Origin of the sequence: Flavobacterium cryoconiti (assembly GCF_048158645.1) — a bacterium.
Lineage (GTDB): Bacteria > Bacteroidota > Bacteroidia > Flavobacteriales > Flavobacteriaceae > Flavobacterium > Flavobacterium cryoconiti.
Window position 1 is genome coordinate 69,880 of sequence record NZ_JBLNKW010000002.1, and the last position, 13,164, is coordinate 83,043.

The window sequence follows — 13,164 nt, forward strand, 5'->3', positions numbered from 1 at the left end:
AAAAATGTTCAAAATATTTATACAAAGACCCGTACTGGCAACGGTTATCTCCATATTATTGGTGATATTGGGTATACTTGGGCTTACGAAATTGCCTTTACAACAGTTTCCTGATATTGCACCGCCATCGGTTTTAGTAACGGCAGTTTATCCGGGGGCCAACGCAGAAACGGTTTTGCGTTCCGTTGCACCATCACTGGAAGAATCTATAAACGGTGTAGAGAACATGACGTACATGAGCTCAACAGCCAGCAATGACGGTACTTTAGCAATTACAGTTTTCTTTAAATTAGGAACAAATGCCGATCAGGCTGCGGTAAATGTGCAAAACAGAGTGGCGCAAGCTACAAGTCAATTGCCAGCAGAGGTTGTTCAACAAGGTGTAACCACCGCGAAGCAACAAAATAGTTTCATCATGGCGATTGGTATGTATACTGAGGATGAATCAAAATACGATCAGACTTTTATTGCTAATTATGCCCAAATCAATATCATCCCAGAAATTAAACGTATTCCAGGAGTAGGTTCAGCAAGTATTTTTGGAGGTGTAAAAGATTATTCCATGCGTGTTTGGTTAAATCCAACTCAAATGGCCTCCTATAAAATTACGCCAAATGAAGTAATGGCCGCTATTCAGGATAAAAGTTTGGAAGCTGCTCCAGGGAAATTTGGAGAGCGAAGTAAAGAAGTTTTCGAATATGTTATTAAATACAAAGGAAAACTAACCAAACCCGAAGAATATCAAAATATTGCAATACGTTCTAATGCCGATGGTTCTATACTTCACTTAAAAGATGTAGCGAAAATCGAACTTGGAGCTTATTCCTATAACAGTTTAACTCGTTTGAACGGTAAAAAAGGAGTCGTAATCGGTATCATTCAGTTGGCGGGTTCAAACTCCAATGACATTCAGGTTGCGATTAACAAACTGATGGTAAAATCAGCTAAAGATTTCCCGGCAGGAATAAAACACAATATTTTCTATAGTACTAAAGTTTCTTTAGACCAATCAATAGAACAGGTTGAACATACTTTAATAGAAGCTTTTATATTGGTTTTCATTGTAGTATTTATATTCTTGCAGGATTTTAGATCGACTTTGATTCCGGCCATTGCAGTTCCAGTAGCTATTTTGGGTACGTTTTTCTTCATGCAGTTATTCGGATTCTCGATAAACCTGTTAACATTGTTTGCCTTAATTCTGGCAATTGGTATTGTGGTCGATGATGCGATTGTCGTCGTCGAGGCCGTGCATGCAAAAATGGAACACAAACATCTGTCTCCTAAAGTTGCAACGCACGAAGCGATGCACGAAATTACAGGTGCTATTATTTCCATCACTCTGGTAATGGCCGCGGTATTCCTGCCAGTTGGTTTCATGGAAGGTTCTACTGGAGTTTTCTATCGCCAATTTGCTTTCACAATGGCAATTGCAATTGTAATTTCAGCAGTTAATGCTTTAACCTTAAGCCCTGCCCTTGCCGCTTTGTTCTTAAAAGACAATCATGCTGCAAATGGTGACACTCCCTATGAGAAAAAAGGATTTAAAGAAAAATTCTTTAACGGATTCAATAATAGTTTCAATTCTTTAACGAACCGTTACGTGGGTAGTTTAAGATTTTTGGTTCGCCACAAATGGGTTAGTTTAGGTGGTTTAGCGGTAATTACTTTTGCTACAATTGTAATGGTAAAAACTACGCCTTCAGGATTTATTCCGACAGAAGATCAAGGTTTTATAGCGATTGCAGTTAACACCCCATCAGGAACATCTTTAGACGGAACTCAAAAAGTAATGACTGAAGCTGAAAATATACTAAGCAAATTAGATGCATCAAGAGACGTTACTGCGATTTCAGGTTTTAACTTATTAACGAATTCGACAAGTCCATCTTCGGCAGTTGTTTTTGTTTTGCTTAAACCAAATGAAGAGCGCGGAAAAATCAAAAATATCGATGAAATAATGAACGAGGTTCGTGGTAAATTAGGCGCTATTTCTGGCGGTAGTTTCTTCGTATTTAGTTTCCCGACTGTTCCTGGTTTCAGTAACGTCGAAGCATTAGATTTGGTTCTTCAGGATAAAACTGGCGGTAAACTGGATAAGTTTAGTGGCATTTCCCAAAACTTCATCGGAGAATTGATGAAGCGACCTGAAATTGCAGTAGCTTTTACCAGTTTCAAAGCAGATTATCCTCAATTACAATTGGATATTGATGACGCAAAAGCGGATCAATTGGGTGTAAAAGTAAAAGACATTCTGCAAACCATGCAGGCTTATTTTGGTAGCGCTCAGGCATCAGACTTTAATCGATTTGGTAAATATTACAGAGTGGTTGTTCAGGCAGATATTGCTGATAGAGCTGATCCGTCATCAATAGATCTTGTTTTCGTAAAAAACAAAAATGGCGAAATGGTTCCGCTAAATACTTTGGTAAAACTGACTCGTATTTATGGTTCTGAAACAGCTTCGAGATACAATTTATTTAATTCAATTTCGATCAATGCGATTCCGAAACCTGGTTTTAGTTCAGGTGACGCCATCAAAGCAATCGAGGAAGTGGCTGCTCAACAATTACCCGCAGGTTATAGTTATGAATTCTCAGGACAAACCCGTGAGGAGATTTCTTCCGGAGGTCAATCAGCAACGATTTTCCTTTTGTGTCTGATATTCATTTATTTCTTGCTTGCCGCACAATATGAGAGTTACATTTTGCCTTTAGCGGTAATCTTATCAATCCCTGCCGGAATATTTGGAGTTTTTGTAGCCATCGGCTTGACCGGAATCGAAAACAATATTTATGTACAGGTTGCTCTTGTCATGCTGATTGGATTGCTAGCCAAAAATGCCATCTTGATTGTCGAGTTTGCATCGCAAAGAAGAAAAGCAGGAAAATCATTAGTTGCTGCATCAATAGAAGCTGCAAAATTGAGACTTCGCCCAATTATCATGACATCTCTAGCCTTTGTCGTGGGGTTAATCCCAATGATGAGTGCCACAGGACCATCAGCTCAAGGAAATCACTCGATTAGTATTGGTGCTGCTGGAGGAATGGTTTCAGGAGTAATACTTGGGTTGTTAATCATCCCGGTTTTATTCATCGTATTCCAACATTTACAAGAAAAGGTTACTGGAAAACCACTAGCCGTAATTCATAACGAAGAAAAATAAAAAATGGAAAATTATATAACCACAATTCTGATGACAGTTTTTGTTATCATCGCATACATATCCTATAGAGTTTCGAAAGATCTTGAAACTAGAAAAGACACCTGTTCAGAAATTTAATGCCGAAAAGTAAAATGAAAAATTATATAACCAAAATTGTGATAATAGTTATTCTATTCACCACATTCATATCCTGTAAAGTTTCGAAGGATATTGAAACTCCAAAAGATGCCTTTCCTGAGAATTTCAGGAATGCATCGGTTTCAAAAGATACTTCAAGTATTGGCGATTTAGAGTGGAAAAATTTCTTTACTGAAAAAGATATCGTAAAACTGATAGACAGTGCTATTACAAAAAATAACAATTTGCAGATTGCAGTCAAAAATATTGAAATTGCACACTATCAATTAACGCAGGCAAAATGGGGAAATATTCCAGAAGCAAATCTTTTTGTGAATGTAAGTTCCAATCGCCCTTCTGAAAATAGTTTCAACGGAATTAACTTAAATCAGGCTTTAAATGAAAAGCATATTGAAGATTATTCCGCTGGAATCGGACTTTCGTGGGAAGCAGATATCTGGGGTAAAATCCGCAGTCAGAAAAAAAGTGCTTATGCAGGATATCTTCAATCAGAAGAAGTAAAAAAAGCATTGCAAACTACTATTGTTGCTAATGTTTCCAAAGAATATTACAATCTTTTGATGCTTGACTCTCAATTAGAAATTGCCAAAAAAAACCTGAAACTAAATGACAGTACAACCAATATCATCAAATTAAAATATGATGCAGGTCAGGTTACTTCATTAGCCATCCAGCAATCGGAAGCACAAAAACTAACTGCAGCACAATTAATTCCGTTATTGGAACAAAATATTGCCATTCAAGAAAATGCGCTTAGTGTATTGACTGGTTCGTTTCCAAGTTCAAAAGAAAGAACAATTACACTAAATTCAATTCAGCTAAAAGAGAATTTAACGACAGGAATTCCATCTTCATCAGTAAGACAAAGACCTGATGTGAAAAATGCTGAATTGGCCTTACTTAAAGCAAATGCCAACGTAGGAATTACAAAAGCAAACTTATATCCTTCCCTTAAAATTACGGCAAGCGGAGGTTTAAATTCTTTTGCAACAAGCAACTGGTTTAACATTCCTGCTTCGTTATTTGGAACTGCTCTCGGCGGATTAACACAGCCGTTGCTAAACAGCAAAAAGATAAGAACACAATATAATATTGCTAAAGTTGAAAGAGAAAAAGCAGTTTTAAACTTCCGACAATCGGTTTTGGTTGCCGTTAGTGAAGTATCAGATGCTTTGGTAAAAATAGAAAAGCTGGAAAGACAACAATTCTTTCTTAAAGAGCGTGTAAAAACATTACAACAAGCGATAAAAAATTCGAATATGTTGTTTAAAAACGGAATGGCAGACTATCTCGAAGTAATTACAGCACAAGCTAATATATTACAAAGTGAGTTGGAATTGGCGAATATTAAACGGGAACAATTAACCGCAAATATCGAATTATACCGATCATTAGGTGGAGGTTGGAAATAAGATTATTTTAAAAACAGCATCATTCTAAATTTAAGAAATGATGCTGTTTTAAAACATATTTTTCTACAAGATTTCATTTAGGAAACTTCCAATTACTTAATTAAAATTCTCATATTTCTGTTGTAGTAGTTTTGTCAAGGCACTTTCGGTTTTAGAATCCAATTGCTGTGATGCAAAATGTTTCCACATCCCATCGATATAAATCAGTAACAATTCAGCTTCCAAAACTGGATTTTCGTACTGCAATTTAGAAAAAGCTACTGTTAGTTTTTCGTAACAAGGTTTCATAAAAATATCATGGTATTTTTGAGAAAGTGAATTTAATGCAATGATTTTATGTTGCATTTTCCAAAAATCGGGATGCGAATCTACCAAAATTCGGGGAACCTCAACGATTTTCAAAATGTATTGCAATCCGTTTTCGTCATTCAAATAATTGGAAATTATTTTTGCCGCTTCTTGATAGCCATGTTTAATAATCTCTTCCAGTAATTTTTCTTTCGTACCAAAATGCCTAAAAATCAAAGCCTCAGAAGTTTCCGCCTCAGAAGCTATTGATTTTGTAGAAGTGGCTCGCTCTCCATTTTCTGTGAACAGTTTTAGAGCAGCGTCGAGTATGTCCTTTTTTTTGTTCATCTGGAAATTAATTAAAGTGCGAGCATTTTTATATTTTAAACTCTTTCTATGATTACGGCATATCCTTGTCCCACACCAATACACATGGTTGCCAAAGCATATCGTTTTTGCAAACGTTGCAACGATAAAGCTGCGCTGTAAACAATTCTGGTTCCTGACATTCCCAGTGGATGTCCCAAGGCAATTGCTCCTCCATTCACATTAAATCTGGAATCATTGTCTTGAAGTCCCATAGCTCTGGTACAAGCCAAACTCTGGGCTGCGAAGGCTTCGTTCAATTCAATAATATCGATATCATTCAATGTTAATCCGGCTTTTGCCAATGCTTTTTGCGTTGCAGTGACAGGACCAATTCCCATAATTCGAGGTTCAACACCTACAACCGCCGAACTTACGATTCGGGCTAACGGTTTTAAATTGTATTTTTTTACAGCCTTTTCAGAAGCAATAAAAGTAGCTGCAGCACCATCATTCAATCCCGAAGCATTTCCTGCAGTAACCGTTCCATCTGCTTTGAAAGCCGGTTTTAATTTTGCCAATGTTTCAGTTGTTGTACTGGCTCTGACGAATTCATCTTTGGAAAAAACAATTGGTTCGCCTTTTCGCTGCGGAATGCTAACCGGAATAATTTCTTGCGCCAAAACACCATTTTCTTGCGCTTTTGCCGCTTTCATCTGTGAATTGTAAGCAAAAAAATCTTGGTCTTCCCGACTGATATCGTACAAATCCACTAAATTTTCGGCAGTAATTCCCATAGGATCTACGCCGTACATTTGTTTCATTTTTGGGTTTACAAAACGCCAACCAAAACTGGAATCTTCCATTTTAGAATCGGTTCCATATGCCTTGGATGATTTTGAAATCACCAATGGACCGTGCGTCATATGCTCTACTCCGCCGGCAATAAAAATATCGCCATCTCCAGCTTTAATCGCTCTTGCTGCACCAATAATAGCTGACATTCCAGAGGCACACAATCTATTTACCGTTTCTCCCGGAACTGTAACTGGTAATCCCGCCAGCAATGATGCCATTCGAGCCACATTACGATTGTCTTCTCCGGCCTGATTGTGACAGCCTAAGATGACATCATCAATAGCGGCGGGTGGAATATTTGGATTTCTATTTACTAATGCTGCAATGACAATTGCCGCCAAATCATCTGCTCTGACAGCAGAAAGTGTTCCTCCAAAACTTCCTATTGGCGTTCTGATTCCATCAATTATATATGCTTCTGTATTCATTTTTATTACTTTTAAATTATAATTCTTCTTGCGGAAGATTTGCTTTTTTTCTCCAATAATTAATTACCGCTGATGTAATAATGGTAATCGATAATCCAATGAAACATCCGGTAGTCACCGATACAAACCGTTCCACTGCTCCTAACCATAACATTTGTTTTTGTTCATGAATCAATACAATGATGAGTGCTACAATTGCTGTTCGCGCCACATTCATCAGATTAAATAAATAACAAGTAGCTATAGAAAGTATAATACCCAACACTAACGTATAAATATTTGGAGCATGAATAAAAAAGCAAAGCAATCCTATTCCGGAGCCAATTAGGTTCGATTTAAACCGCTCAATAGACAAACGACGTGCATCTTTTGCCTCGGGCGATATAACCAAAATAATAGAAAGCAGCGTCCAATACAGTTCATATTCTGGAAAACTCAGATACAATTGGTAGCCGATTAAAAAACCAATGATGCATTTGAATCCATAAATAATTAAATCAGAACCAATACTGTACCGCACTAATTTATTGAACATCTGTTTGTTTTATGTTAGCTTATCAGGATAGAAAAAAGCTTATCCTTCTATCCCAACAATTTGTTTTGAAGACAGTTGCTCTACAAATGTCGCTTCCGTTTTTTCTCGAACTTCTTCTAAAGTTGCTCCCGGCATTAATTCTATCAAAGTCAATTTGCCATCAATATATTTGAAAACGGCCAATTCCGTAATCACCATATCAACAGACCCTAAAGTCGTCAAAGGCAAAATACAAGTGGGTACAATTTTAGAACTTCCATCTCTGTTGTTGTGATTCATCGTAATAATCAATGTTTTTGCACCTGAGGCCAAATCCATTGCTCCACCAACTCCTAATAAAGGTTGGCCCGGAACAGCCCAATTCGCCAGATTGGCATGCTCATCCACTTCTAAACCACCCATTACAGCAATATCAACATGTTTTCCACGAATCATGGCAAAAGAATCTGCACTGTCAAAATAACTACTTCCCGCTACTGCTGTAACTGGAATTTTTCCCGCGTTAACCGGATAATCCATTGCTCCTCCTCCATCTACAGGTTCTGGACCAACGCCTAACATTCCGTTTTCAGTATGTAAAATAACACCGTGTTCTGGTGTAATTAAATCAGCAACTAAGGTTGGAATTCCGATTCCTAAATTGACTACATCACCTTTTTTCAATTCCTGTAACGCGCGTTTGGCCATATTCATGCGGTCTTCACTCACTTTTTTACCTTTACTGACTGATGCCGATGAACCTAAATCTTCCAAAGTAAGTGTCGCCTGAACCAAGTAATCGATATAGCATCCCGGTGTGTGAATGTAATTGGGATCTAAAGTGCCTTCCGGAACGATTTCTTCTACCTCCGCAACAACCAAATCAGCTGCTGTTGCCATAGCGCGATTGAAATTTTGCTCTGTCATACGATAGATTAAATTTCCTGCCGTATCCGCTTTCCAAGCTCTGATAAAAGCTACGTTTCCACGAATTCCTTTCACAAAAACCTGTTCTACACCATCAATAACTTTAGTTTCTTTCCCCTCTGCAATAGGGGTTCCAGCGGCAGTTGGCGTATAAAAACCTCCTATTCCTGCACCTCCGGCTCTTAAGGCTTCCGCCAAAGTTCCCTGCGGTATCAATTCATATTCCACTATTCCATCCTGAGCCGCTTTCACCGCTTCGGGATTGCTGGTAAAAAAAGAACCGATCATTTTTTTCAATTGTCCGTTTCGTAACAAACGTCCGCCCCCAATTCCCGCTTCACCTACATTGTTTCCAATAAAAGTGATATTTTTAGTTTCCGTTTTCGATAAAGCATCCATTAAATGGACAGGATTTCCCGTCATCCCAAAACCACCTTGCAATAAGGTATCTCCATCTTTTACGAGTGCTGCGGCTTGTTCGGTTGTTATTTGTGGAACTGTTTTCATATTTTAATTTTTAATAAATTCAATAAGTAGTTTTGTAAAATCATCAGCCTTTTCAATATTTGAAATATGAGCCGTTTTTAAGGCAGCCAATAACGAATTTGAGATTTTTTCCATTAGAAAATCACCCTCTTTTACGGTTGTCACCAAATCCTCTGTTCCGGAAATAATTAGGGTTGGTACTGGAATTTTGGAAACTTGATCTGTAAAATCAGCATCCCGAACAGCAGCACAACATGAACTATATCCTGATAATGGCGTTTGCACAAACATTGCTAAAACCGCCTCAACCTCATTTTTATTTTCGCTGACAAATTCCGGTGTGAACCAGCGTTCTTGCGTTCCAGAAACGATACTGTCCAAACCATTTTTTTGAACGGTTTCAATACGGGTATTCCAGCCTTCAGCGTTTCCAATTTTTACGGCAGTATTACAAAGTATCAGTTTGTTCAACCGTTCCGGCGCATGAATTCCTAACCATTGTCCAGTCAATCCACCAATAGATAATCCGCAAAAATTTACTTTTTCAATCTTCAGAGAATCCAATAAATCCAATACATCATTTCCCAGCATTTCAATGGAATATTCCCCTTCGGCAACTTCGCTTTTTCCATGACCACGAGTGTCGTACCGCAGCATATTAAATTCCTGTCCAAGTAGTTCTATTTGTTTGTCCCACATCGTCAAATCAGTTCCTAATGAATTAGAAAAAACCAATGTTTGTTCTTTCTTGAAATCATCAAACACATAATTCAATATTGTATGTTGCATTTTTATTTTTGACATTATTCTATTTTTTTATTAACCCAAATCGCCACCGGCAACCGGAATCGTAATTCCTGTGATATACGAAGCTTCATCGGATGCCAGAAAAAGTATCGCCGAAGTTTGTTCTTCAATGGTTCCGTACCGTTTCATTAAACTCGATTCGGTGGTTTGATCCGCCACTTCTTGTCTCCATTTTTTTTCCTGTTCCGTATCAGGCGTTTCATTACGGGGAATCAAGCGCTCTGGAGCTTCGGTTCCACCTGGCGCAACCGTATTTACCCGAATATTTTTTTCAGCATATTCGAAAGCCATAGCAGCCGTAAGGGCATTGACACCGCCTTTTGCAGCAGCATAAGGAACCCGATTAATTCCTCTGGTTGCAACCGAAGAAACATTCACGATTACACCTCCTTTTTGATCCAACATCACCGGAAGAACTGCACGACAGCCCCAAAGCGTTGGGAAAAGCGAACGGCGAATTTCTTTTTCTATTTGATCTTCTTCATAGGTTGCAAAAGGTTTCATCCAAATGGTTCCTCCTACGTTGTTAATCAAAATGTCTATTCTGCCAAACTTTGCCACAGCTTGTTCAACCACCGACTGAAAGCCTGAAAATTGCTCTAAATCGGCAACAACTGGAAGTGCTTTATTTTTTTGGTCTTCACTCAATTGTGAAGCTATTTCATTTACTATTGGAGAACGATCGACCATTATAACCGAACCACCTTCGGCTAAAAGTTGCAGGGCAACGGTTTTTCCTATTCCTTGAGCGGCACCGGTAACAAGCGCCACTTTTCCTGAAAATCTATTGGGGTGAAGCATTTTTACTGTTTTAAAAATTATAATTGTACATTTTCCTGACCCGTTGGAACAAATTTTTCCATGTAAAAATTAACATGTTGAATTGCCTCTTTATCAAGCGTAGTTTTTACCGCTTCCACCATCGCATTTGGTCCACAGATATAAATATCATAGGCTTTATCGCCAAGAAGTTCTTTGTTAATCCATTGGGTAACAAATCCTTTATCATGACCTTCTACCTGCTCGTCAGAAGTACAGGTAAATAGCTGCAATGGCATAATTTCACTAAACGCTTTTAAACGTTCCAATTCCACCACATTTTCCCCTGTCGTTGCTCCGTAAAACAAATGAATTGGTGTTGTATTATTTTCTGCTTTTAGCTTTTCAAGCATTGCCATAAAAGGGGCAATCCCTGTACCGCCAGCAATAAAGATTAAATCACGTTGCACCTCTCTTAAATAAAAACTTCCCAAAGGAGTTACAATGTTTAGTTCCCCTCCTACAGCCGCCTCGTCTTTTAGATACGTACTCATCAATCCTCCAGGAACTAATTTGATTAAAAACTCTCCTTCTGAAGTATCAGGTTGTGAACTGTACGAATACGATCTGGTTTGTGAAGTACCCGGAACCTCAATATTTACATATTGTCCCGGAAGAAATTGAAAAGAACTCCCATCAGCAGCACGTAATTTTAATTGGTAGATTTCAGAAGATAATCGGTTTAATTCCTTAATTTCGGTAGCAACAGCCGTAGATTTAACTTTACAGGCAGCAGAACTTGCCAAAATATCAACCACAAGATCTGATTTTGGTCTCACTTGACAAGCAAGTGCAAAACCTGCCGCGGCTTCTTCATCTGATAAGGCTTCTTCGATATAGTCTCCCGCATCGAAATTTCCTGATCTCATTTTACATTTACAAGTACCACAAGCGCCATCAGCGCAATCTAACGGAATGTTTATCCCAACACGATACGCAGTTTCTGCCACCGTTTCATTGGGTAAACTATCTATAAATTTGGTAACTCCGTCCTCAAAGTTTAATGCTATTTTTGCCATTACTTTTGTATTAAATATGATATATGTCAAGCACTTGTCGAATATAATCGTTCTTAAGGATGACTTTTTTATTAGTGATTAAAAATGAATCTCCCACTTTTTTCAAAGTGTAGAAGGAAACACCAAAAAACTGATCCAATTTATTGTATCGAAAGCTTAATGTATTCCAGTTAAAACGTATTTTAACTTCATCGTTGTTTTCTTCCAGAACTTCAAGATTGGTGCAATTATGGCTTGTTCTGGTGTCCGGTAAAGTAGCGCTGGAACGTTCGGTTCTGATTCTAAAAACACGGTCTTCCAAACCATTTCTGTTTGGATAATAAATCAAGGAAATCTCTGTTTCGTGATTGGTTGTTAAATTATCCTCATCATCCCAAGATGGCATCCAAAACGTTACTTTCTCATCGTATAACTGAAGCCATTCGTCCCATTGTTTGTCGTCTAAATGTCTCGCTTCCTGATAAACAAATGCCTGTATTTTATCGTAATTAGTCATCTTACAAATTGTTTTCTAGATTAATCAATTCCTCTTTTGCCAAAGCTGCTGCTAAAGTTTCTGCCCAATACTGGTGTTGCATCAGGAATAATCCTTCGTCTTCGGTTCGGATTCCGCTTAATTTTGGATTAATCCCCATAGCGGTAGCATGTTCGTCTGGACCATAAACCCAATGTTCTGCGCCACGGCTTACATCGTTCCAAGGCATGGCTTTTGCCAAATAACTTTCCTGACACGATCTGAATTCTTCCAAATCATCAGGAGTTCCCATTCCGGTTACATTGAAGAAATCTTCGTATTGACGAATACGCAACGCACGGTCAACCGCTGGTTCATTTTTTGGTGCCATACAGTAAATAGTCACCTCCGATTTATCGACAGAGATTGGTCGAATCACACGAATTTGAGTCGAAAACTGATCCATCAAATACACATTTGGATAAATAGCCAAGTTGCGGGTTTCGTTGACAATGAAATTGGTTCTTTCTTCTCCAAGTTTCGCATTCAATCGATCCAATTGGCTATAAAGAGGACGTACTTCCGGATTCAGCATTTTTGTCCAAAGCAGCATATGACCATTTTCAAAACCATAAACACCACCTATACTTTTTGACCATCCGTTAGGATCTACCGCTTGCACACCATCTTCTTTACGGTTCCCCATGGTAGCCACATAGTTCCAATGTACGGAGCTTACGTGGTAACCATCAGCGCCATTTTCCATTTGCATTTTCCAGTTTGCATCGTAAGTATACGTAGAAGCTCCTCGTACAACTTCCAATCCAAATTCAGCCTGATCCACCATTTGATCTATAATCTTTTTAGTCTCACCCAAATAGTCTTCCAATGAAAAAGAATCAGGGTTTAGGCTACCAAATAAAAATCCTTTGTACGATTCAAATCGCGCTACTTTTTTCAAATCATGGGAACCTTCTGTATTGAATTGTTCCGGATATCCTGCGCCTTTTACATCTTTTACTTTTAGTAATTTTCCCGAATTATTAAAAGTCCAACCGTGAAAAGGACACGTATATGTTGATTTATTCCCTTTTTTGTAGCGACAAAGCTGTGCTCCTCTGTGGCTGCAGGCATTAATAAAAGCATTCAATTCGCCTTCTTTGTTTCGAGCGATAAAAATGGGTTGTCTGCCAATATGAGTCGTGAAATAATCATTTGCTTCCGTTATTTGACTTTCATGAGCCAAATACACCCAATTGTTTTCGAAAATATATTTCATTTCCAATTCGAACAACTCCGGATTGGTAAAGGATTCTCTGTTATGACGATAAAGACCTTCAGAAACGTTGTGTTCCAATAGGCTTTCCACATATTCTTTATTTAATTTTTCCATTAGTGTTGTTGTTTAGTAGTCATAACCTACCCGCTCCGGAGTTATTTTGGGGTAAAACCACCATGAGAATGATTCAAAAAATCGATTCGATTTGTTCCTTCTCACGGGGATTCTACAAGTCCAAAAAAGATTTCGGAAAATGGCAATAG

General features: G+C 38.2%; 11 protein-coding genes. 2 read left to right on the forward strand and 9 right to left on the reverse strand.

Annotation, left to right across the window (positions count from 1 at the left end; translation table 11 throughout):
* Window positions 1-4 precede the first annotated feature (4 nt).
* Window positions 5-3,166 carry an efflux RND transporter permease subunit gene (locus ACM55H_RS03280; RefSeq protein ID WP_416835148.1) on the forward strand — a complete coding sequence of 1,054 codons (3,162 nt, stop codon included), beginning with the start codon at window positions 5-7 and terminating at the stop codon, window positions 3,164-3,166.
* Between the two features lie 131 nt (window positions 3,167-3,297).
* Window positions 3,298-4,716 (forward strand): TolC family protein, encoded by a 1,419-nt coding sequence (locus tag ACM55H_RS03285; protein WP_416835149.1) that lies wholly within the window; start codon window positions 3,298-3,300, stop codon window positions 4,714-4,716.
* Window positions 4,717-4,812: 96 nt separating this feature from the next.
* Here the strand turns inward: ACM55H_RS03285 and ACM55H_RS03290 are convergent, their stop codons facing one another.
* From ACM55H_RS03290 to ACM55H_RS03330, 9 genes are read right to left on the reverse strand one after another with little or no spacing between them, the layout of a single operon-like run.
* Window positions 4,813-5,352 (reverse strand): TetR/AcrR family transcriptional regulator, encoded by a 540-nt coding sequence (locus ACM55H_RS03290; protein WP_416835150.1) that lies wholly within the window; start codon window positions 5,350-5,352, stop codon window positions 4,813-4,815.
* Between the two features lie 35 nt (window positions 5,353-5,387).
* Window positions 5,388-6,596: a 3-oxoadipyl-CoA thiolase gene (gene pcaF / locus ACM55H_RS03295; RefSeq protein WP_416835151.1), complete on the reverse strand. Its 1,209-nt coding sequence runs from the start codon at window positions 6,594-6,596 to the stop codon at window positions 5,388-5,390.
* A gap of 16 nt (window positions 6,597-6,612) precedes the next feature.
* Window positions 6,613-7,131: an FUSC family protein gene (locus ACM55H_RS03300; protein WP_416835152.1), complete on the reverse strand. Its 519-nt coding sequence runs from the start codon at window positions 7,129-7,131 to the stop codon at window positions 6,613-6,615.
* A gap of 39 nt (window positions 7,132-7,170) precedes the next feature.
* Window positions 7,171-8,544 carry a 3-oxoacid CoA-transferase gene (locus tag ACM55H_RS03305; RefSeq protein WP_416835153.1) on the reverse strand — a complete coding sequence of 458 codons (1,374 nt, stop codon included), beginning with the start codon at window positions 8,542-8,544 and terminating at the stop codon, window positions 7,171-7,173.
* 3 nt (window positions 8,545-8,547) lie between these two features.
* Entirely contained in the window at window positions 8,548-9,327 is a 780-nt protein-coding gene (pcaD, locus tag ACM55H_RS03310; protein WP_416835154.1) for a 3-oxoadipate enol-lactonase, read from the reverse strand.
* Between the two features lie 15 nt (window positions 9,328-9,342).
* Window positions 9,343-10,131 carry a benzoate diol dehydrogenase BenD gene (gene benD / locus ACM55H_RS03315; RefSeq protein ID WP_416835155.1) on the reverse strand — a complete coding sequence of 263 codons (789 nt, stop codon included), beginning with the start codon at window positions 10,129-10,131 and terminating at the stop codon, window positions 9,343-9,345.
* 17 nt (window positions 10,132-10,148) lie between these two features.
* Window positions 10,149-11,168, reverse strand: a complete 1,020-nt coding sequence (benC, locus tag ACM55H_RS03320; protein WP_416835156.1) for a benzoate 1,2-dioxygenase electron transfer component BenC — start codon at window positions 11,166-11,168, stop codon at window positions 10,149-10,151.
* A 10-nt stretch (window positions 11,169-11,178) separates the two neighbouring features.
* Complete coding sequence (gene benB, locus ACM55H_RS03325) at window positions 11,179-11,664, reverse strand: benzoate 1,2-dioxygenase small subunit (protein ID WP_416835157.1); 486 nt, start codon at window positions 11,662-11,664, stop codon at window positions 11,179-11,181.
* A 1-nt stretch (window position 11,665) separates the two neighbouring features.
* Entirely contained in the window at window positions 11,666-13,015 is a 1,350-nt protein-coding gene (locus tag ACM55H_RS03330) for a Rieske 2Fe-2S domain-containing protein (protein ID WP_416835158.1), read from the reverse strand.
* Window positions 13,016-13,164 lie beyond the last annotated feature (149 nt).

Bases quoted from the DNA above. Each gene is read 5' to 3' on its own strand.
- ACM55H_RS03290 (WP_416835150.1), bottom strand. From the start codon at position 5,352: ATGAACAAAAAAAAGGACATACTCGACGCTGCTCTAAAACTGTTCACA.
- benD (WP_416835155.1), bottom strand. From the start codon at position 10,131: ATGCTTCACCCCAATAGATTTTCAGGAAAAGTGGCGCTTGTTACCGGT.
- ACM55H_RS03285 (WP_416835149.1), top strand. From the start codon at position 3,298: ATGAAAAATTATATAACCAAAATTGTGATAATAGTTATTCTATTCACC.
- benC (WP_416835156.1), bottom strand. From the start codon at position 11,168: ATGGCAAAAATAGCATTAAACTTTGAGGACGGAGTTACCAAATTTATA.
- pcaD (WP_416835154.1), bottom strand. From the start codon at position 9,327: ATGTCAAAAATAAAAATGCAACATACAATATTGAATTATGTGTTTGAT.
- ACM55H_RS03300 (WP_416835152.1), bottom strand. From the start codon at position 7,131: ATGTTCAATAAATTAGTGCGGTACAGTATTGGTTCTGATTTAATTATT.
- ACM55H_RS03280 (WP_416835148.1), top strand. From the start codon at position 5: ATGTTCAAAATATTTATACAAAGACCCGTACTGGCAACGGTTATCTCC.
- ACM55H_RS03305 (WP_416835153.1), bottom strand. From the start codon at position 8,544: ATGAAAACAGTTCCACAAATAACAACCGAACAAGCCGCAGCACTCGTA.
- pcaF (WP_416835151.1), bottom strand. From the start codon at position 6,596: ATGAATACAGAAGCATATATAATTGATGGAATCAGAACGCCAATAGGA.
- ACM55H_RS03330 (WP_416835158.1), bottom strand. From the start codon at position 13,015: ATGGAAAAATTAAATAAAGAATATGTGGAAAGCCTATTGGAACACAAC.
- benB (WP_416835157.1), bottom strand. From the start codon at position 11,664: ATGACTAATTACGATAAAATACAGGCATTTGTTTATCAGGAAGCGAGA.